The following is a 20295-nucleotide window of genomic DNA, read 5'->3' as shown; positions in this document are numbered from 1 at the left end:
GACCAGGCGCAGCCGCCTAAACACTCGCGCCCCGCATTACGCTGACAAGGTCCTCTGCAACACCCGCCGTATCCCGCTGCTGCACCATCTGCGCAAAGACGCGCTCCAGCGTTGGCTGCGAAGTCATGCGCGTCAGTTCTCCGGGCGAAGCATCCGCAACCACCTTCCCGGCAGCCAGGATGATCACGCGATCGCATACCTGCTCCACCACCTCCAGCACATGCGAGATGTACAGCACCGCCTTTCCTTCCCTGCGAAGCACCACCAGCAGGTCCTTGAACAGCCGCGCCGTCACGGCATCCAGACCGCTCAACGGCTCGTCGAAGATGATCAGTTCCGGATCATGCAGCAGCGCCGCACTCAGCAGCACACGCTGCTTCATGCCCTTGCTGTAGTCGCTGATCGGGGCCTCCACCGCAGCCTTCAGACCAAATAGCTCCAGCAGCGCCCGCGCCTTACGCTCGATCGTCACTTCCGGCATCCCCCGCAGACGCCCGGCAAGCTGCAGGTATTCAAGGCCGCTCAGATGCAAGTAAACCTGCGCTTCCTCCGGCACATAGCCCAGCCGCGCTCGATACCCGGGAAGATCCTTAAAGATGCTCTGTCCACGGAATAAAATCTCGCCGTGCGTCGGCTCCACCATGCCCGTGATCATCTTTACCGTCGTCGATTTGCCCGCACCGTTCGGGCCCAGATAGCCGAGCACACCACCGGCCTCCAGGCGAAAGCTGACATCCTCCACCGCCGGAATACCGCGGTACCGTTTTGTAACCCGTAGCAGTTCGAGCAAGCTCCACCCCTATGTAGCATTCTTCATATCCTTGACGAACATGCGCGGTCAAGTAGAAAACTACATAGCTACCGATCCGAGGATTTGCCGTGTCCGAAACCGTTCGACTCTCCCATTCCGCCGCGCTCTTGCTCAAGACCCTGAAGGAGGGTTATGGCTATGGTTTCGACATCATGAACATCACCGGCCTTCCAAGCGGAACCGTCTACCCCGCACTGCGCCGCATGGAGAATGATGGCCTGATCGACGGCACGTGGGAGAACGAACAGAAGGCGCAGAAGGAGGACCGGCCCGCGCGCCGCTACTACAAGGTGACCGCCGCAGGAAAGGTGGCACTCGTCGAAGCCGAGAAGAAGTATCCGCTCATCGCTCAATTCGCACGGCCCAAGGCGGTCAAGGCATGACGCCGCACCGGCAGCTGCGCAGCCTGCATCGCCAGTTACGCGCGGCCGCTGCTATCGTGCCTTCCGTAAAGCGCGAAGCCTGGCAGACAGAGTGGGTCGCGGAACTGAGCCATGCCTACTGCGAAGATCCTCACGCTGCAGCACAGCTTGCGCAGGGCCTGGTGCCGGACGCTATCGCCATGCGTCGCCTTCAACTACGTTGCCGCTTTGAGGCCATCGACTGGCGGGCACCCAGCCTCTGCGTGCGCATGGTGGGCGGAGCATTCTTCTTGTTATTTGTATGCAGCATGGCGCAGCCGCAGCTCCGGCACCTGGTCTTCTCCAACTGGGGACACGGTGCCTTTGCATGCTTCATCGCACTCGCACTGTTCTCGTTGCCGTCCACTGTTGTCACCTCGCGCTACGGCGCGTGTGACGCTTATCGCGGCGACGCAGCCACCATGGCCCAAAGATGGCTGCGGTGGCGCTTCCTTGGCGCAAAGCTCGTCTTTGCGGTGCTGTCATGCTATCTGCTTGCCATTCACGTGACGATGCCATTCCAGCACCTTCTGGGCGCACAGGCAGACTGGCTGCTGATGGCCTGTGGACTGGTCTTCAATGTAGTTGCCGTCAGTTGGGCTCTCACCGATCAGCGCCAGCGCTGCCCCACCTGCATGAGGTCGCTGCGCAGTCCCGCGCGCATGGGCTCACCCTCATGGAGCCTGCTGGACTCAAACGCCACCGAGGAGATGTGTGACAGAGGCCACGGCCTCCTGCACCAGCCAGAGTGGCAGACAAGTTGGTTTGAGAACGCCCGTTGGCTGCAGCTCGATCGCACCTGGCGTGAACTGTTCCGGCCGTAGCCACCAGCCGTTACTCGCTCCCACCGGATGCGGCATTTGATTTGCACGGAGTTATTCGGCACGCGATTCCGCCGAAAGGCAATCAGCCGGCGGGACAGAACTTCGCTCCGAGGAGTGCCGATAGAGCCTGTGAGGATAAGCCCCTCAAGCTTAAAGATCCGATCCGTGGCATGGCAGAGACATCGCTAGATTTTGACGGTTCCCTCTTCTTCACCGTCCCAGTACGTGATGCGTTCGGCGTGTGCCTTGATCAGCACGAGGCCCGGTGTATCTACACCCTGTTTGAACCATCGCTCCAGTTCAGCCTGCCAATGCTTCGTGAACACCGCCTTGTCGCGGATGAGTTCCGCCGTAGCTTCCATGGCGATGAAGAGCGGAGGCTTGCCCAGCAAGTGTCCCTTGCCCTGCAAGGACAGGCCTATCTTTGGATCGGCCTTGATCTCCTGCACCATGCGTGACTCTTCCCAGGTAAAGAACCACGAGTCGCCGTCGAACTCAACATCGCCGTTGTTGCTCATGGGACGCGCGGCGATTGCGCCGCCGTCTGTCTTTGTCGACAGCATCGTGAAGTCGATGTCACCGATCTTCTTTGCCAGGTCCTGCATGCTCATCTCGCTCATTGCCCAATCACCTCAACGATCAAGTGAGATGCGGGCCTGAAGTTCACGAGCGAGAGCCATTTCACTGCGGCCAACAGGACCGCGCGCCGAATGAAGTGCAAGCAATGAGGATCGGGCGCTCCACATCTCCATGAGATTTGGGTTCTGTGAGCGCCATCGAAATTTGAGGAACCCACCTCTCAGAATCGAGACTTAGGGCGCCCGAACTCGGGCTCTCCACACAAAGACAAGCCCGGCTCGAGGCCGGGCTTGCTCACGCGAAATATCGAGAGCGGCACGAAGGGCTTACTGTTGCTGCTGGGCCTGCTGCATCTGTTGCATGCGCTTCATGCTGTCGGCGATGGGCTGCGGCGGTGGTGGCACCTGCTGCGCCTTTTCCACCAGCATGGACCAGTCTTCCGGCACGGGCAGCTCCTGGTCCGGCAACGGCGAGCCTTCGCTGGGCGAGACGCGTACTGCAACCGTTAGATCCGTATTCGCCGAGCCACGGAAGATGCCGTGTGTTGGCGGCACATCGCTGTAGTCGCGGCCGATGGCCGTGCGAATGTGTCGGTCACTTGCGATCAGCCAGTTCGTTGGATCCAGGCCAACCCATCCAAACTGCGGCAGGTAGGCCTCAACCCATGCGTGCGTGGCACTGGTGGCGCTGCGGTCCTTGTCGCCCTGGCCGTGGTACAGGTAGCCGCTGACGTAGCGGCACGGAATCTGCAGGCGCGACCGCACCAGCGCAATCATGATGTGCGAGAAGTCCTGGCAGACACCGCTTTTCTGCTCCAGCGCCTTATCGATCGGCGAGTCTGCCTCGGTCGACTTCGGCACATAGTCGAAGTAGCGATACAGCTTCTCATTCAGGTCGTGCAGCACCATCAGCGGGTCGTCGCGGCGGCGCACTTCAAGCTTGTTTCCAAGCTCCTCCAGCAGCGGTGTTGGTGTCGTGAACTCGCTGGGAAACAGGAACTCCCAGAAGTCACCGGCCTGCACATCCGCATCGAGCGCTGCCCATGCATCGGGCGACAGGAACGACGGCACCATGGGTGCCGGCTCCATCTCGACCAGGCTCTCCGCAACGATGACCAACTGCTCATGGGCGCCGGGTATGTCGAAATGGTGCACGTTGTTCGCCAGGTGGTCGCGATAGCTGAAGACGCGGCAACGCGGGCTGACAGAGAGCTGGAAGTTCAAGCAGCGCTGCACAGCATCGGACCGCGGATGCATGCGCGTCTCCATGATGCTTTCGCTCACTGCATTTGAATAGACGAACTTTGTCAGGTGCCGGACCGTGTAATACATGGGGACTCCGTGTTTCTAGTTCCTTATTGCTGGTTTCTAGTGACCGTGAAATGCATCGATCCTTCGGCCGGTAACTAGAAACAAGAAACCAGCAACAAGAAACTCTTACCCGGCAAGCGCCGCCTGGATTGAGTAATCGACATATAGCTCATAGATGGCGTTGTGAATCTCGCGGCACTGCATCTGGATTTCGCGCAGATACGTGACCACATCACCGCTCATAATTTCTTCCACACTGGAGTAACTCAGCGTGGCGCGCAATCGGCCGGAGATACGGCTTAGGTTGTGCGAGCGAGCACCGCCGCTCACATCCTGCACGGCCTCCAGCGCATGCTGCATCGCGTCGATCGAAAACCGCAGCGAGTGCGGAAAGTCTTCGTCGAGCAGAAGGAATTCGAGAATCCAGTCAGGTGCCAGGTCGGCGGTGTAGACCTTGCAATAAGCCTCGAAAGCCGTGGCGGAACGCAGCAGCCCCATCCACTCCAGGTACTCGTTGCTGTCCGGCAGAGCGTCATGCTTGGCCCACAGCTCCGGTTGGTAGGCCTCCATCAGCATGGCCGTTGCGGAGGCGCGCTCCATGAAGCGGCCTACCTGGATAAATTGCCAGCCTTCGCCGTGACTCATGGTGGAGTCGGTCACACCCTGGAACTGATGCACACCCTCCATCACCTGCCCAAGAAACTCGGTCGGGCCTTCGTTCTGCTGCAACAAGGCCTCGGCGTGCATGTCGCTCTGCATCTCTGGACGAGTGACCTGCAGATAGAGCGAATTGAGCTTCTGCCACATCTCGGTGGAGATCTGCTCGCGCACATGCCGCGCATTCTCGCGCGCCGCGATGATGCAGGACAGGACGCTCGCGTGCACGTTCGCGTCGAAGGTCAGGCAGCGAGCCAAGGCGATGGCATCGCCCTCGAACTTCGCGCCCTTGGGCGAACCCAGCGCCTGCAGCACGCGCTGCCAACGACGGTCCGCGCTGGTCTGCGGCTCGTCCAGCATCAGGTTCAGGTTCACATCCAGCAGCCGCGTCGTGTGCTCCGCGCGCTCCAGGTAGCGGCTCATCCAGTACAGGCTGTCTGCAACTCTTGAAAGCATGTGTCTCCGGTTACGAGGCGGTTGGAAGAGGCAGGTATGAGGTTTCAGTACGGCTTAAATGAGAGTCGCCGCGATGCATAGGGAAAGTCGCATCCGACGTCATTTAGCTTCATCGGTCCATACAGTGTAGTGCAGCTAGCCCGGCATGCTGGCTTTTCATCGGGGCAAGACCGACGGACCAGTTGCAGAACGTGCGACACCTGCACCAGTCAATCCGGTTGGTGCCCCATCCTTGCGAAGCAAGGGTGGGATATCGCGCGACAGCGCAACCGCATTGCTTCACAGATCTGTACGAATTGCAGCGAAAGAACCCATTCTTTCGCGACGGAGCCGCGAAAGAATGGGGCACCCGCCCCTGTGCCCCTCCAAACCTTTCGCTAGAAATCCATGTGCATGCGCAACGACGGTACCCAGACCGGGCCGCGATCGCGGTTGTAACCGGGATTATTGATGTGCGACCCGCCCGCTGCAAAGTACGATCCGCGCCAGAGGTGGAGGTTGTAATAACCCTCCACAATGTTTTCGCGGCCGTAGCGCAGGTGGCCGTCTCCCAGGATGAAGCCAAGGCCGCCGTTCGCAAGATACTGCTGATGATCGCGCTTGATGGCGTTCGAACTGAACGCCAGGCCCACCTTGTCATTCTTCCGGCCCCACTGCTTGCCGTCGTAACTGGCGCCAACCAGCGCCGTCTGCTCGATCTCGGTGTACGCAAATGACTCGGTCTTGCCGTCATTCCAGCCGAACCGCGCGGCCACCGTCAGGTCATCGGTAACCGCCTGCTCCATGTTGTAGCCGAAGCCGTACTTCCGCGCCGACGTGTGCTCGTGCAGCGTGATGTCCGGTGTTGCATCGGTACCGCGCAGATACGCCTGCACTGCCTCACGATAGCTGCCCATGTGGGCTGTGTTCACAAAAGCGAGGACACGCTGCGTTCCCTTCTTCCCCGGCAGGAATCCGTGCCGAAGCTCGGCCTCCACATTCTGCCCGCGGCTACGCTTCACCGCCCAGTCCAGGTCGATGCCGTTAGCCACCGTCGGCATCAGCATCAGGCCATAGCGCACGGCCCAGTCGCGATCCTGGTATTCGAGCGTCGCGCCATAGGTGTAGCCACGCGTGTCCGCCGCATAGTCCCACGCACCATTGTTGTCGATACTCCAGTTGGTGAACTGGAGATGACTGTCACTCAGCACGCTGTTCAGATCGAAGACGTCCGGTGTCGACATCTTGCCGGCGCGAAACTCCAGGCGTCGAACAGGCACTTTCGTCGCGAGCGACAGCGGACCGCGCGTATTGTCCGTCATCGCATCGGTAAAGCCGATGGTCTGATGGACCTCAAGCCGAGCGATGTACGGCTTGGACCCGAGCGTGGGATTCCGCACCACATCAAGATTCGTAAAGCCTGCGAGTCCCAGCGCCTGGCTGATGCCGCGGCCACCGGCCGCCTCAACATTGACCAGAAAATCTGTGTTGTAACGACTCGCTTTTACCGAGTCCGCGCCTGCGAGCAGTTGCCACGGCTGCAGGCCGAGATACACCGTGCCAAGCAGCGACACCTTATACTCGCCGCGCGCACGCAAGCTGTTTACGCCCTCATACGGCGAGTGAAACGCGCCATGCGCCTGCAAAATGCTGTTCGCCTGCCCTGCGATGTACCAGGGCTTCGTGAGCGTATGCGGAAACAGCGCCGGAGCCGTGTCAGCCGGCGGCGCATTCTCGATCGGCACCTGCGCCGGTGGGTTGCGACTGGCGGGTGCCTGCGCCAAAGCAAGCGGCGCAGCCGCAAGCAACGCACACACCACCCACCGCCGCACGATCATTACTGACTGAGCACCCATGTATCTTTGCTGCCACCGCCTTGCGAACTATTCACAACCAGCGACCCCTTCTTCAACGCAACGCGCGTCAGTCCACCCGGCACGATGCTCACCTTATCGCCGTACAGGACGTACGGCCGCAGATCCACGTGACGCGGCTCAAAGCCATTGCCAAACAGACATGGCGCGCGGCTGAACTGAATCGTCGGCTGCGCGATGTAATTCCGCGGATCCGCCTCGATCTTGCGTGCAAACTCCTCACGCTGCGCCGCCGTCGACTGCGGGCCGATCAGCATGCCATAGCCACCGCTCTCACCCACGGCCTTCACGACCATCTTGTCCAGGTTCGCCAGCACATGCTGCCGCTCAATGGGCCGCGCACAAAGATACGTCTCCACGTTCTTCAGCACAGGGTCTTCGCCCAGGTAGTACTTGATGATGTCTGGCACGTAGGCATACAGCGCCTTGTCATCGGCAACACCGGTGCCGAAGGCGTTCGCCAGCGTCACGTTACCCGCGCGATAGGCGTTGAAGAGGCCCGCTACACCCAGCATGCTGTCGCCGCGGAAGCTCATGGGGTCGATGAAGTCATCATCCACGCGGCGATAGATCACATCCACGCGGCGCAGGCCGCTGGTCGTGCGCATGTACACGACATTGTCGTGCGTCACCAGATCACGTCCCTCGACCAGCTCAATACCCATCTGCCGTGCAAGATACGCGTGTTCGTAGTACGCCGAGTTAAAAACACCGGGCGAAAGCAGAACAATATTCGGTTCCGGACGCCCCTCAGGCGCCAGCGAACGCAACGTGCTCAACAGCAGCTGGGTGTACTGCTCAATCGGGCGCACGTTGTATTTGCGGAACATCTGCGGGAAGATCCGCTTCATCACGCGCCGGTTCGTCAGCATGTAGCTCACGCCTGACGGCACCCGCAGGTTATCCTCCAGCACAACAAACTCGCCGTTCTCCAGGCGAATCAGGTCCGTCCCCACAACGGCGATGTAGACGTTGCGCGGCACCTGCAGCCCGATCATATGGCGGCGGAACTGCTTGCAGCTGTACACCAGTTCGCGCGGCACCACACCCTCTTTCAGGATGCGGCCCTCGGTATAAATATCTTTCAGGAAGAGGTTCAACGCGGTAATGCGCTGAGTCAGGCCCTTCTCCACCGTCGCCCACTCGGCGCTCGTGATCATGCGCGGCAGCAGGTCATACGGGAAGATCTTTTCCGTACCTTCATCGCGGCCATAGACGGTAAAGGTGATGCCCTGATTCAGAAACGATAGATCAGCGGCCTGCTTGCGTCGCTCCACTTCAGCGCGCGGCAGGGCGGAAAACTGTTCCATCAGCACTTCATAAGTGCCGCGCAACTGGTCCGGCCCCGCGAACATTTCGTCGTAGGCGTTGTCCAGCAGGTAGTCTTCCAGGTTGGGCCGAAGCGGCTCGAGATTGTCCATCGGTGGCCTCAGTATAGAGGTCCGGGACGGACGCCAGAAGCGTGCCTCACCGTTCAACGGCCTGCGAAGAGGCCGTCCGCATGTTTTTCTTCGGGGATTATCGTGCCGTAGCGCAGCCTTACCGCAGCATCATCGCAGGCAAACCGCTTGCGCCCGGCTCCGTCGCCCTGTCCAGCGAACTGCGTCTCTTCGAGTCCGGCACCATGGTCAGCACCTGCTCGCGCCGCTCGCGAATAACGGTCATCGTCACCGCACGTCCCTTGCTCTCATGCAGGGCGCGCGTCCAGTCTTTCTCGGTCGCCACACGGCCGCCATTCATCTTCACAATGACGTCACCGGCGCGCAAACCTGCCACAGCGGCCGGGCTGTTGTTCTCCACTTCGTGGACTAACAAACCCTTCCCGTCCTTCACGCCGAAGTAGTCGGCTAGTTGCGCGCCCATGGCGTCGACCGTTGCACCCGTGTAGGTGGGTGTGGGCAGAAGATGTCCCGCAATGAAGCCATGACCGAAGCCGCTCCGCGAGGCCGGCGGCTCCGCAGGCGCAACGACGATTGCCGTATCGTCCACGGGCACAGGCACGATAAAGCGGGTCTGGCGCGCCTGCTTATCGACCTCTTCGCGCGTGGACATCACGGCTGTTACCGTCTGCTCCACGCCGTTGCGGCAGATGTAGAGCGCGATCGACTTTCCCGGAGGCGTGTCACGCAGCATCTTGCGTAGCTGGTCCTCACCCTCGATGCTGACCCCATTCACGCTCAGCACCACATCATGCTCGCGCAGTCCGGCTTTACCCGCCGGGCCATCATGATCGACCATGATGATCTCGGCACCGTGGCCATCCTTCAGGTGCATGGCAGCGATCTCGCCGTCATTCACACCGTGAAATGCGATGCCAAGATATCCCTGCGGCGGCTGGGAGTGCGCACCGCTGAAGGAGGCGAAACCTGCGCCTGCAAATATGGCACTCAAATCGGCAGTGCTGCACATCTGCACCGGCAGGGATGCCGTCTGTGCCATCGCAATTCCGGCCGAAAGAGACACCGCGAGTCCGGCGATCGCAACCCGGCTATTGAATCCCATCGATGGTCCCCAGTACCTGCGCGGAGGCATTGCGAATGTATGGGTTTTCGTCCCGCGTGGAAACCGTGTGGAGCACCTGGCGCACACTGGAATCACCCTCGACGGGCTCCAGCATTCCAATGGCATGGGTTCGCACTTCGGCATTGGAGTCGCTCATCAGGCTTTCCAGCACGGCATCACGAACCTTTGGATCCTCACCGATATAGCGGCCCAGGCCCTCCAGCGCGCGCAAACGAACGGAAGCGCTCTGATCGTAGCGCAGCCGCTGCAACAGGACGTCCCGGTAACCCGGCGCCTGCCCCTCGCCATGATCACAGATGTTGCCGGCCTTGCATGCATCGACCAATATGCCGACAGACGTCTTATGCACTTCGCTATCGCCCGGTCGCTGTGTTGCGAGTGTCAACAGTTCACGCACCTGCGGTTCATCGAGGCGGCCCTGGAACATCGTTGGCACCATCCGCGTGTACTTCACCTGGACGACGCCCGGTTCGGGCGTCGCCACAATGTCATTGATACTTCCGATCACACCCTCGCCAATGGTCGCCGAAAAAGGCGACGTGGGCTTCGGCGCATGGTCCACCTGGTAACGCGTGACGAAGTTGCCGCCCAGGAACCCTACGCCCACCAGCAGCGTGGCCAATGCGGGCGCGGCGTACAGGTGCTGCCACGTGCCCATCAGCGCAGCCCGAAGGCGCATGCTCCAGGTGCTTTCGGCGGCTTCATCCAGGGCTTCGTCCAGGCGCATGCGGCTGGCTGCCAGCATGTTCGGCGACACTTCGGGGACTGTCTCCTGGGCCAGGACTCCGGTCATCGCGGCCATTGCCAGCGACTCCTCCCGACACTCAGCGCATCCCCTCAGATGCAGTTCCAGATCGGCTTGCTCTTCCTCTCGGAGCTCGTCGTAGGCCAACAAAACGAGATTTACTTTGACTTCTTCGCAGTTCATGGCGCGTGTTCCTTGTGTGGCTTCCCAAAAGTTGTTGCGTGCTGCTGTCCCGGCCGGTCGTTGGTGTCCCGATCGCCTGCCGTGGTCTGTGTACTGCACCCGCGCCGGCCTGTGCCTGATCTGCGGGGTCCTGCTGGTGCTGCTGTTTCTTGTTGCTGGTTTCGTAGTTCCTAGAAACCAGAAACTACGAAACTTTTCTAAGCGTCCGCCAGGTTCGCGCGCAGCTTCCGTGTTGCGCGGAACAGCGTGTTCTTTGCCGTCTCTTCCGTGGTCTGCAGCATCTCGCCAATGGCGCGAAGCTTCAGGCCCTGGTAGTGCTTCAACTCAAACACCATCCGCTCGCGCGGCGTCAGCAGGTTCAGCGCTTCCTGGATGCGAAGGTGCAGCGTATTGCGCCGCAGCTCCAGTTCAGGGTTGGCACCGGCGCGGTCGTCGCTGATGTTGCTCATCAGGTCGATCGCATCACCGCTGCCGTCCATCACCACCGCCGGATCTTCGCGACGGCTCTTACGCCGGCGCAGCGCGTCCAGGCAAAGGTTAGTGACGATGCGATAGAGCCACGTGTAAAACGAGCACTCAAAGCGGAAGTTCGACAGGTGCCGGTAGGCCTTCAGGAACGCCTCCTGGTGCACGTCCTGCGCATCCTGCTCATTGCCCAGCATGTGCAGCGCAAGCCTTAGAACCGCACCATCATACCGGCGCACCAACTGGTCGAATGCATCGCGCTCGCCGCGCTGCGCCTGACGGATGAGTTCGTCATCCTCCAACCGCTGCTGGGCACGGGCTTCCATCTGCGCTGGAGTAAGCGCCGCCCTGCCTGCTCGTCCTGCCGCTGCCTTCGCCACTGCTGGCGATTCTACCGCGACCACACCCGCCACCAATGCCCCATTGCCGGCAAAACCACCGGTATTTGCTGCAAAAGCGCCACCACTCACTGCGTCACCAAAAGCTTGTGTACCCATCGTGCGCTGACTCCGGAGTCAGAAGATCGATCTCACAGTGATAGACACGGGAGATAGAAAAAGGTTAGTGAGCCCATGCGCGCCACAAATCCGGTGGCCCATTCGTGACAGCTTCATTGTCGTAAGTGGGCTGCCGCCGCTCCGGGTGCCCAATCCTTTCGCGGCTCCATCACGAGAGGTGGGTACTCGCGCTCGCGCGAACTTTCCCGCTGCCAAAAAGCTGTCAAGCCCCTAAATCACTTATCTCATAGATTCAAAAAGACATCGAGTTGGCCGCTGACTTCCATCGACTCGGTACAATAGAAATAGGGCAAATCACAGCGACTCTGTGATTTGCCCTAAGTCCTTTAAAATCTGATTTTTGCGTCTAAGCCGTTTAGAATCTAATTTTTGCCGATTTAGGAATCGTCAACCTATTTAGAATCTGATTTTTACGAGAATCGGGGGAGGGGGTACCCCCCGATCTCAGGTCGTCGACGTTCTTAGATGGGGAACGACTTCAGCCACTCGCGGAACTTCGGCCCCAGGTCGTCGCGCTTCAGAGCAAACTCGACAGTCGCCTTCAGGAAGCCGAGCTTATCGCCCGCGTCGTGACGCTTGCCCTCGTAGGTGAAGCCGTAGACGCTCTCATACTGCAGCAACGCCTTGATGCCGTCCGTCAGCTGCAGTTCGCCGCCAGCGCCGGGTGTCAGCTGCTCCAGCAGGCTGAAGATGCGAGGCGTCAGGATGTAGCGACCGATGATCGCGTTCTGGCTCGGTGCTTCGCTTGCCTTGGGCTTCTCGACCATGTCGCGAACCTTCAGCAGGCGCTCATCACCGGCGACCGGAGCGCAGTCGAGACAGCCGTACTGCGAGATGGCTTCGCCTTCGACCACTTCGCTGCCCAGGATCGACGATCCGGTGCGGTTGAAGGCTTCCACCATTTGCTTCATGCAGGGTGTGGTCGCATCCACGATGTCGTCCGGCAGAAGCACGCAGAATGGCTCATCGCCGACGAGTTCCTTCGCCATCAGCACTGCGTGGCCCAGGCCAAGCGCCTCTGGCTGGCGCACGTAGGTGATTTTGGCCAGCTTGGAGACAGACTGCGCGATCTCAAGCAGAGCAGTCTTACCACGCTTCTCAAGCGACGCCTCAAGCTCCGGTGCGCGGTCGAAGTGGTCTTCCATGGTGCCTTTGCCGCGGCCCGTGACGATGATGATCTCTGTGCATCCGGCAGCGACTGCCTCTTCGACGCCGTACTGGATCAACGGCTTGTCGACCAGAGGCAGCATCTCCTTGGGAGTGGCCTTGGTGGCAGGAAGGAAGCGGGTGCCCATACCGGCGGCGGGGAATACGGCCTTACGAATCTTCTGTGTCATGCGTGACTGGTTTCCAAACACTTTCCGAGATGTAATTACAGTGATTTCAATTGCCCAATGCTAGTGAGCGGATTCGAGGAAGCGTATCCCGAATCCGTTGTAGGTCGATGAACGACAGTGCAGGAAGCAGTTCAGTGACGCAGCAAACGTTGTGCGGCTTACAGTACCGGCGAGTTATCGTGCAACATCGCCTGGCGTACGATCCTGATCGGTACAGGACCCTGCCGCATGAAGGTATCGTGAAAGTCCTGCAGGTTGAATCGTGCGCCCTGCTTTGCCTTCACATCAGCTCGGAGCTTCAGTATCTCTAGTTTACCCAACGTGTAATACAGATAGGTAGCATCGGCCGTTCCGCGCTTGGTTTCCATCTTCCCTACAGACGGTGATTGATAGCCTTCGGTTACGAAATAGTGCTCAGCCTGCTCCGTCGTCCAGCCTTCCGTATGCATCTTGATGGCCACTGTGAAGCGCGCATTGCGCAACAACGCATCCTGGATCTGGCCCAGCCGGACCAGTTTGCGTGTGCGTTCCTCCGCGCCGGGTGTGACAAAACCTTCATCCAGCATCATCTGCTCGGTGTAGTGAGCCCAGCCCTCTACGTTCGTATTCGCGCCAACCAGCTTGCGCACCTTCGATGGGAACTGATCCTGCCAGAGGAACTGGACGTAGTGACCGGGAAACGTCTCGTGGATGCTGGTGCTGACGACGGTTCCAACGTTGAACTCCGCCATGTGTTCGGCGATGTGCTCCGGTGTCCATCCCTTTTCAGGCAGCGTCACGTTGAAGTACGCGGCCTTCGATCCTGTCTCAAACGGTCCTGAAGGATCGATGCTGGCAGAGGTCGTCGCGCGCATGAACGGCGGTGTCTCCTGCAGGATAGGGCGCGCGTCGCTCGGCAGCGTGATGATGTGATGCGTCTGGATGAATGCTATCTCCGCGTTGAAACTGTAACGGAAGGCATCCAGCAGCTTGTCCGGTGCAGGATGGATAGTGGCCAGTTCCGCCAGCACTTCCGTCGGAGTTTTCTTCGGATCGAGCTCCTTCGCAATGCGCGCGAACTCCGCCTGGTTTGCCTTCGTGTTCGCTTCATTTACGGCAAGCAGCTTGTCCAGCGGAGTGTCGACCATCTCGTCGTACTGCAGCTTCTTACGATACGTGTCAGCACCAAAGGCGAAGCTGCCGTTCGAACGCGGCAACAGGTCCGCCTTCATCCATGCTGCATAACTCTTCATGGCGTCGACGACAGCAGCGTTGGTCTTCATGAGCTCAGCTTTCGCGGCAGCGTCGGTAGCCGAGGCGAAGGCCAGCGGCACATCGTGCTCAAAGAAACTGATGCTGCCGTCGATCTGCTCCAACGCGATCTCTGTGTAGATTCTTGGCGGATTCTGCAGGTTCTTCCGCGCCTCTGCGAAGACCTGCGGAATCAGCTTCTCGCGAGCGATTGCCGCTCGTAAGCGTGTGTTCACCGGTGCGTATGGCCTCTCCATCAGTGTGAAGATCGAGCTCGTAACGCCGCTGGAGTAGTTGTCCGGATTCTTCTGCCACATCCGGATCGTCTCCAGGCTCAGCAGTTGCGACTTGATGGAATTCAGCAGCACCTCGCGGTCCGCGGCAACAGGAGCATCAAGACCATCCGCGGGAATCGCCTCAAGCTTCGCCTGGTACTGATGCAGCGCAGCCGTCTCTTTCGCGATGTTCGCAGCGGAATAGTCCTCAAGCTGCGCGTCGTACTGATGAAAGCCGACGCTCGTTCCACTGGTGGGGTTGAACTTGAAGTAAACGTCGTCGAAGTATTGTTCGCTTACGAAACCAAATGTCTGCTTTGCGCCATCGGCGCCGATGCGCTGCGCACGTGCCGGGACAGAGAGGGTTGCGACGAGTGCGAACGAGACCGCGACGGACTGAAGTAAAAAGCGCATGATTGCGAACATCTTATCGCGGCGAGCACGTCTCGCAAGAGCCGATGAAGCGCGGCTATTTCTTCCCGGCGTGCTTGACCGCGGCATCGCACAGCTTGTCGATGCGCTTAGCGCGCGACTCAGGCGATTGGTACGCGGAGACGGCGAACAACTCCATGCGTCGCTGCGTCGGGGTCATCGTCTGCCATCCGGAGTTCGCCTTCGGCCTGGCATCCAGCGCCTTGCGAATCGCAGGTGGCAATTCGGCTTCGGCTTCCATGGTTCCGAAGAGACGTTCGGTCATCGTCTGCGCACGACGCATGCGTGCTTCATCGCTCTTCACATCGCAGATCCACTTGCCGATCTCGCGCCGCGTGTACTCCGAGAGAGAGTCGTACCAAGCGCGCAACCCATTCTCTTCATCAAGCAACGCATCAAGTTCCTCCGGCACTTCAGCCGGACGTGGATCAAGATCGGCCTCCAACACGAATTGCGCAACGTGCCCGGGCCCGACTCGACCGCCGGTCTGCATCTCGCGATTCACCAACAGGAAATACTTGCCCGCTTCGCCCGCAAGCGGAAACAACGAAGTGCGAAAAGAGAACCCATTAATCGTTCCCTTCACACGCAGACGGATTCGATCAGTCCAGTCCACTAGGGGATCGAACGGGATTTGCGCGATCGTCCAGCCAAGCCCCCCTGTCCCTTTTTCAATTGCGGCTTGGAAGTTTTTCTTCATATCGACACCCGATAAACATTCAGGCTCAAACCGCAATTTGCATGACAGGCGAGACGTTACAAGCGCTGGAGTCCGATCAAACCATTTCATTACTTCCGGAGCAGTGTGGCAAGGAAAACTTAAAGCGTGACATACTTCAGCACGCCCTACGATCACCCGCTCGTCTTGCCCTGAAGTGTCGTGAGAGAGCTATTGCATTAAGACACTGGTGGCTTCTGTCTCGCGGGTACGGACCTTCTCCTTTGTAAGTATCCAGAGACGGCAGGGCGTCTCAAAGTAGAGAAGGCTGAGTACGCTGATTCCAACCACCAGGCATACATAGACACAGAATGCAGGGTTGCCATAGCGCTGTAAAGGACGCCTGAGCATGGTCGCAATCGGCATGTGGATCAAATAAAGCGCGAAACTCGCTTCGCCTAATAACACGAGCCATTTCGGCGAAAGCAAAAACTTGATGAGACGATTCCCGCTGGCCAGTGCCACGATGACAATCGCGAAAAGCGGAGCCAGAAGACCATGCTGCAAGCTGTTTTCAGAGATCGGAAGCCGAAGTATTGGAATCGCAAGAAAGGCACCAAGACTGAAGATGAGCATGTACGGCGCGCTCCGCTCCAGCATCCGCCTCCGTTCAAGATCTTCCGTCAACCAACGGAATGGCCTAGCAAGGTTTATACCAAGCAGAAACACGTAAAAGTGGGGGAAGGGAGAATAAGTCTGACCGGAACCACCAACAGAATGCACAATCCATGTGCCGAAAACATAGATCAGCAGACTTAAAAAAAGCGATGTGCGTAAGCGCAATTCCCCTAAGAAAGGCCCGATAAATGGGAAGAACAGATAGAAAAAGGCCTCTGCGGAGAGAGACCAGCTAGGGATATTCAGACCCATCAATGCGGGAGAAAACGACTGTACAAGACCAAAGCTGGCCAGAACAATGCCGACGGCACGGAACGAGCCAGCACTGATGGGACGGTACGTGTGAAGAAAGTGAGGCAGATCCAAAAGCAGAGTTGCAACATAGAGTGGATAAATGCGGGCGAAGCGGCTGACGAAGAAGCGTCTAAGCTGGACTGGCTTGCCCGAGCCCAGATAGACGATAGCCAGGATAAAGCCTGAAAGCATAAAGAAAAAGCTGACACTTACATACCCCAAACCAATGAACCTGAAGACAAGATCATCATGGTTCCGATGGGAATGTATGGTTGGCCAACCGTGATAGAAGACGACAAAGATAGCAGCAAAGAATCGCACCGAGGTAAGCGGTAGAATCTTGAGCTCAGCAGGCGCAGAAGCAGATTTCGTCACAGTTTGACCTTGATCACACGGTCGTTCTTGCGAATGTTGTGGATGCCGCGAGACTACACAGCCGCAGGCGCTAGATCAAGCTGTTCCAGCAGCGCCTTCGTTTCTGCGATGACATCAGCAGACTGGGCCGACGACAGCGGCCAACGAAGCACACCCTGAGGCGTGAACTGCGCGCCCTTCTTGGTGTTGCGCGAGACGAGCTTCATCAACATGCCGGGATCGATCTTCGCCTTCTGATCGAACTTGAGAATCAGCATTTCGCGGAAGACCTTCTGCCTATTCTCCTCGAGCTGGACGCGCTTACGGTCCAACTGCGCGATGCAGATTCGCTCGCACTGCAGGCGCACTTCCGCGGCAGCGAGTAGGTTCACGACGCTCTCCGGCAGTTCGCCGTAGCGATCAATCATCTCTGCGCGGACATCCGCGAGCACGCCCGTATCGGTTGCGCCGGCGATGCGCTTATACATGCGTAGGCGCTGATTCTCTTCCGAAATATATGTCGCATCGATCCGCAGCGAGATGCCCAGATTGAGCACAACGCCGGGACGCTCTTCTTGCCCTTCGCCCTTGATCTTGGCGACGGCCTCCTGGAGCATCGACGTGTACATCTCGAAGCCAATGGCCTCGATGTGGCCGCTCTGCTCGCCGCCAAGCATGTTACCCGCGCCGCGAAGTTCAAGATCGAGCGCTGCGATTTTAAAGCCCGCGCCGAGATCGCTGAACTCCTTCAACGCTGCGAGACGCCTGCGTGCAATTTCAGTCAGTTCGTTCTCGGGTGGAATTAGAAGGTATGCATAAGCGCGGCGATCGCTTCGACCGACGCGGCCCCGAAGCTGGTAAAGCTCACTGAGGCCGTGACGGTCTGCGCGGTTGATGATGATGGTGTTCGCGCGCGAGATGTCCAAGCCGTTCTCAATGATGCTGGTCGCGCAGAGCACGTCGTACTCGCCGTCCATGAATGCGAGCATCGCCTTCTCCAACTCGCCCTCACCCATCTGACCATGCGCGACGATGGTGCGCGCCTGCGGCACCAGCTCGCGGATCTTCGAGGCAAGCTCATAGATCGTCTCAACACGGTTGTGCACGAAGTAGATTTGACCGTTGCGCTCCAGCTCGACTTCGATTGCGGTGCGCAGCAGCTTCTCATCGAACTTAGCGACGATCGTCTGGATTGCCATACGGTCTTTTGGCGGCGTCTCGATGACGCTCATGTCCCGCAGGCCCAGCAAGCTCATGTGCAATGTGCGTGGGATTGGCGTAGCAGACATCGCCAGCACATCGATGTGTGCTCGCATCTGCTTCAACCGCTCTTTGTGTCGCACACCAAAACGCTGCTCTTCGTCAACGACGAGAAGACCAAGATCCTGAAAGACGAGGTCCTTAGACAGCAAGCGATGCGTTCCGATGAGGATGTCCACCTTGCCAGCGGCGGTGTCTTCAAGGATCTTCTTCTGCTCCTTCGCGGTGCGGAAGCTTGAGATCATCTCAACGTTCACCGGGAAGCGCGCGAAGCGCTTCTTAAACGACTGGAAGTGCTGGAAGCTGAGTACGGTCGTTGGAGTCAATACTGCGACCTGCTTCGAATCCTGCACGGCCTTCAACGCCGCGCGCATCGCAACTTCCGTCTTGCCGTACCCCACGTCGCCGCACAGCAGGCGATCCATGGGCTGCGTGGACTCCATGTCACGCTTGATGTCTGCGATGGCTGCGAGCTGGTCGTCCGTCTCGCTGTAGTCGAACGCATCCTCGAATTCGCGCATCATCTGCGAGTCCGGCGTGAACGCGTAACCGAGGGCTGCCTGCCGCTGCGCATACAGCTTCAGCAACTCGCCGGTCATGTCCTGCATGGCCTTCTTGACCCGAGCCTTTGTCTTTGCCCACGCAGCCCCGCCCATCTTGTTGAGCTCGGGTGCTGGACCAGACTCGCTGCTGCGGTACTTCTGAATGAGATCGAGTCGCGTTAGCGGCACATACAGCTTCGCTTGCTCCGCGAACTCCAAGATCATCAATTCCAGCGGAGTGCCGTCCTGATCGATGGTGCGCAGACCCATGTACTTCGCGATGCCGTGCTCGACGTGCACGACAAAGTCACCAACTGTCAGATCACGGAAGTCACTGATGAAAGCCGATGTCTTCGACTTGCGTTGCACAGGCCGCGCGGTAACATCCGCCTCGTCGTTCAGGTCCTGCGCGCCAACGATGATGAACTGCCGAGCCGTTGCCTTGTCGAGATCGAGGAATTGCACACCGCTCGCAAGCGCGGTACGAACGATGACCGGCGTGCGAATGTCGCCGGTCAGGTAGCTGCTCTCGTCGTAGACGGTTGCTGAGCCACTTGCCTGCTGCACGCGGCTGCCAATACGGTAGGCAACGCCATATTCCTGCAGCAGCCCAGCGAGGCGCTCAACTTCGCCTTGATTATGGGCCGCGATGAGGACGCGCGCATCCTGACTTTGGAGCGTCTTCAGATGCTCCGTGAACTGTGGGATCGAGCCGTGGAAACGCATCGTTGGCCGTGTCGCAAACTCGATTTCGCTCTGCGATGAAGCCTCCGCATCGAGAACATCCACCGCGCCAAGCTGGTCGAGCTCGATACCGGGGTACATGCGCACGCGATCAGCGAAATCCCACGGCGAAAGGTAGACATCGTCCGGCTTGACCAGCGAACCGATACCGCTACGATCGTGCCGCTGTTCAACCTTGTTCCACCAACGCTCGCCCTGATTCTTCACCATGGCGGGTTCTTCTACATACACACGCGTCTTCGGACCCAGCAGATCCAGCACCGTGCCGTGAGCGCCCGCGACGGGCGCGAAGAACTCCCAACCTGGGAACACCGAGACTTCGCCAACGCTTGTTTGCAATTCACGCGGCTCCTCGCCGCCCTCAAGACCAGCGCCGGCAGTGCCACCGCGCACTAGACGCGCATGTACGGCGCCAAGCAGCTTTTCGGTGACCGGTGTCTCCGTGAGAGGCAGCAGGACAATTTCGTCGACAGGTGAAGACGAACGCTGTGTCTCCGGGTCGAACTTGCGCATGCTCTCGATCTCGTCGCCGAAGAAGTCGATCCGCACTGGCCGGTCCATCTCCGGCGAATAGACATCCATGATGCCGCCTCGCAGCGTAACCTGGCCGGGCATCTCCACCACGTCGACACGCGTATAGCCGACAGTCAGCAGGTGCTCCAAAAGCATCGCTGTGTCGTACTCTTCGCCGCGCTTCAGTTCAAGCGCCAGTGCGGCATAGTAATCGCGGCTGAAGAGCCGCATGCACGCCGATTCGAGGGGGACGATGACAATCCGGGCGGCGCCGCTGCAGATCTTCCACAGAGTTGCGGCACGCTGCTCCTGGATCTCGGCGTGCGGCGACAGATTCTCAAAGGGCAACACATCGTGCGCGGGCAGCCGCAGCACCTCTTCGCACTTCAGCGTTCCGGTCAGGTCGCACGTAGCGTTCAGCAGCGCATGTAGAGCTTCTGCAGCCTTGTTGTCGCTAACCAAAATGAGCGCCGGCGCGTTACTGGCGCGGACCATCAGCGGCAGGTAAATCGCACGCGCGGTGGTAGTGAGTCCGGACACACGTCGGCGCCCACTGCCCGCGCTCAGGTGACGGCGGACTCGTTCAAAGGCGTCAGTGTGTTCCAGGTCCGCGATCATCTCGCGGACAAACGGCAGAATCATCTAGCTACAGT

At 59.2% G+C, this 20295-nt stretch carries 16 protein-coding genes; 2 read left to right on the top strand and 14 right to left on the bottom strand.

The features are described from left to right. Positions 1 to 16: 16 nt before the first annotated feature. Positions 17 to 790 carry an ABC transporter ATP-binding protein gene (locus BLW03_RS13460; RefSeq protein ID WP_074654543.1) on the bottom strand — a complete coding sequence of 258 codons (774 nt, stop codon included), beginning with the start codon at positions 788 to 790 and terminating at the stop codon, positions 17 to 19. An 89-nt stretch (positions 791 to 879) separates the two neighbouring features. Here BLW03_RS13460 and BLW03_RS13455 point away from each other — a divergent pair, with 89 nt between their 5' ends. Both BLW03_RS13455 and BLW03_RS13450 read left to right on the top strand, forming a co-directional pair. Further along, positions 880 to 1194 carry a PadR family transcriptional regulator gene (locus tag BLW03_RS13455; protein WP_074654542.1) on the top strand — a complete coding sequence of 105 codons (315 nt, stop codon included), beginning with the start codon at positions 880 to 882 and terminating at the stop codon, positions 1192 to 1194. Further along, on the top strand, positions 1191 to 2036 hold the full coding sequence (locus BLW03_RS13450; RefSeq protein WP_074654541.1) for a hypothetical protein: 846 nt from the start codon (positions 1191 to 1193) through the stop codon (positions 2034 to 2036). The genes BLW03_RS13455 and BLW03_RS13450 overlap by 4 nt, the downstream gene beginning before the upstream one ends. A gap of 185 nt (positions 2037 to 2221) precedes the next feature. Here BLW03_RS13450 and BLW03_RS13445 read toward each other — a convergent pair whose 3' ends face one another. From BLW03_RS13445 to mfd, 13 genes are all read right to left on the bottom strand, one after another. Further along, entirely contained in the window at positions 2222 to 2656 is a 435-nt protein-coding gene (locus BLW03_RS13445; protein ID WP_074654540.1) for a pyridoxamine 5'-phosphate oxidase family protein, read from the bottom strand. Positions 2657 to 2941: 285 nt separating this feature from the next. Next, on the bottom strand, positions 2942 to 3946 hold the full coding sequence (locus tag BLW03_RS13440; protein WP_074654539.1) for a transglutaminase family protein: 1005 nt from the start codon (positions 3944 to 3946) through the stop codon (positions 2942 to 2944). Positions 3947 to 4051: 105 nt separating this feature from the next. Next, the gene (locus tag BLW03_RS13435) at positions 4052 to 5038 is read right to left on the bottom strand and encodes an alpha-E domain-containing protein (protein WP_074654538.1); all 987 of its coding nucleotides are present in this window, start codon (positions 5036 to 5038) and stop codon (positions 4052 to 4054) included. A gap of 377 nt (positions 5039 to 5415) precedes the next feature. Continuing rightward, positions 5416 to 6873, bottom strand: coding sequence for a carbohydrate porin (locus BLW03_RS13430; protein ID WP_244502085.1), 1458 nt, complete (start codon positions 6871 to 6873; stop codon positions 5416 to 5418). Next, positions 6855 to 8312: a circularly permuted type 2 ATP-grasp protein gene (locus BLW03_RS13425; protein WP_074654536.1), complete on the bottom strand. Its 1458-nt coding sequence runs from the start codon at positions 8310 to 8312 to the stop codon at positions 6855 to 6857. The genes BLW03_RS13430 and BLW03_RS13425 overlap by 19 nt, the downstream gene beginning before the upstream one ends. Before the next feature lie 118 nt (positions 8313 to 8430). Then, entirely contained in the window at positions 8431 to 9330 is a 900-nt protein-coding gene (locus BLW03_RS21145) for a PDZ domain-containing protein (RefSeq protein WP_280138032.1), read from the bottom strand. Positions 9331 to 9379: 49 nt separating this feature from the next. Then, positions 9380 to 10342 carry a HEAT repeat domain-containing protein gene (locus BLW03_RS13415; protein ID WP_074654534.1) on the bottom strand — a complete coding sequence of 321 codons (963 nt, stop codon included), beginning with the start codon at positions 10340 to 10342 and terminating at the stop codon, positions 9380 to 9382. Positions 10343 to 10539: 197 nt separating this feature from the next. Next, entirely contained in the window at positions 10540 to 11304 is a 765-nt protein-coding gene (locus BLW03_RS13410) for an RNA polymerase sigma factor (RefSeq protein ID WP_074654533.1), read from the bottom strand. Between the two features lie 482 nt (positions 11305 to 11786). Next, on the bottom strand, positions 11787 to 12662 hold the full coding sequence (gene galU, locus BLW03_RS13405; RefSeq protein WP_074654532.1) for a UTP--glucose-1-phosphate uridylyltransferase GalU: 876 nt from the start codon (positions 12660 to 12662) through the stop codon (positions 11787 to 11789). 158 nt (positions 12663 to 12820) lie between these two features. Beyond that, positions 12821 to 14581, bottom strand: a complete 1761-nt coding sequence (locus tag BLW03_RS13400) for a DUF885 domain-containing protein (RefSeq protein WP_074656013.1) — start codon at positions 14579 to 14581, stop codon at positions 12821 to 12823. Between the two features lie 55 nt (positions 14582 to 14636). Beyond that, positions 14637 to 15299 (bottom strand): YdeI/OmpD-associated family protein, encoded by a 663-nt coding sequence (locus tag BLW03_RS13395; protein ID WP_074654531.1) that lies wholly within the window; start codon positions 15297 to 15299, stop codon positions 14637 to 14639. Positions 15300 to 15488: 189 nt separating this feature from the next. Further along, entirely contained in the window at positions 15489 to 16604 is a 1116-nt protein-coding gene (locus tag BLW03_RS13390) for an acyltransferase family protein (protein WP_074654530.1), read from the bottom strand. A gap of 53 nt (positions 16605 to 16657) precedes the next feature. Further along, positions 16658 to 20284 (bottom strand): transcription-repair coupling factor, encoded by a 3627-nt coding sequence (gene mfd / locus BLW03_RS13385; protein WP_074654529.1) that lies wholly within the window; start codon positions 20282 to 20284, stop codon positions 16658 to 16660. Between the last annotated feature and the right edge of the window lie 11 nt (positions 20285 to 20295).

It is taken from the genome of Terriglobus roseus (assembly GCF_900105625.1).
Lineage (GTDB): Bacteria > Acidobacteriota > Terriglobia > Terriglobales > Acidobacteriaceae > Terriglobus > Terriglobus roseus_B.
The sequence above is the reverse complement of the archived record's forward strand: the minus strand, read 5'-3'. Positions and strand labels throughout refer to the sequence as shown.

Excerpts from the sequence above, each read along its gene's own strand:
- BLW03_RS13450 (WP_074654541.1), top strand. The coding sequence starts at position 1,191 with ATGACGCCGCACCGGCAGCTGCGCAGCCTGCATCGCCAGTTACGCGCG.
- BLW03_RS13445 (WP_074654540.1), bottom strand. The coding sequence starts at position 2,656 with ATGAGCGAGATGAGCATGCAGGACCTGGCAAAGAAGATCGGTGACATC.
- BLW03_RS13440 (WP_074654539.1), bottom strand. The coding sequence starts at position 3,946 with ATGTATTACACGGTCCGGCACCTGACAAAGTTCGTCTATTCAAATGCA.
- BLW03_RS13435 (WP_074654538.1), bottom strand. The coding sequence starts at position 5,038 with ATGCTTTCAAGAGTTGCAGACAGCCTGTACTGGATGAGCCGCTACCTG.
- BLW03_RS13430 (WP_244502085.1), bottom strand. The coding sequence starts at position 6,873 with ATGGGTGCTCAGTCAGTAATGATCGTGCGGCGGTGGGTGGTGTGTGCG.
- BLW03_RS13425 (WP_074654536.1), bottom strand. The coding sequence starts at position 8,312 with ATGGACAATCTCGAGCCGCTTCGGCCCAACCTGGAAGACTACCTGCTG.
- BLW03_RS21145 (WP_280138032.1), bottom strand. The coding sequence starts at position 9,330 with ATGGCACAGACGGCATCCCTGCCGGTGCAGATGTGCAGCACTGCCGAT.
- BLW03_RS13415 (WP_074654534.1), bottom strand. The coding sequence starts at position 10,342 with ATGAACTGCGAAGAAGTCAAAGTAAATCTCGTTTTGTTGGCCTACGAC.
- BLW03_RS13410 (WP_074654533.1), bottom strand. The coding sequence starts at position 11,304 with ATGGGTACACAAGCTTTTGGTGACGCAGTGAGTGGTGGCGCTTTTGCA.
- galU (WP_074654532.1), bottom strand. The coding sequence starts at position 12,662 with ATGACACAGAAGATTCGTAAGGCCGTATTCCCCGCCGCCGGTATGGGC.
- BLW03_RS13400 (WP_074656013.1), bottom strand. The coding sequence starts at position 14,581 with ATGCGCTTTTTACTTCAGTCCGTCGCGGTCTCGTTCGCACTCGTCGCA.
- BLW03_RS13395 (WP_074654531.1), bottom strand. The coding sequence starts at position 15,299 with ATGAAGAAAAACTTCCAAGCCGCAATTGAAAAAGGGACAGGGGGGCTT.
- mfd (WP_074654529.1), bottom strand. The coding sequence starts at position 20,284 with ATGATTCTGCCGTTTGTCCGCGAGATGATCGCGGACCTGGAACACACT.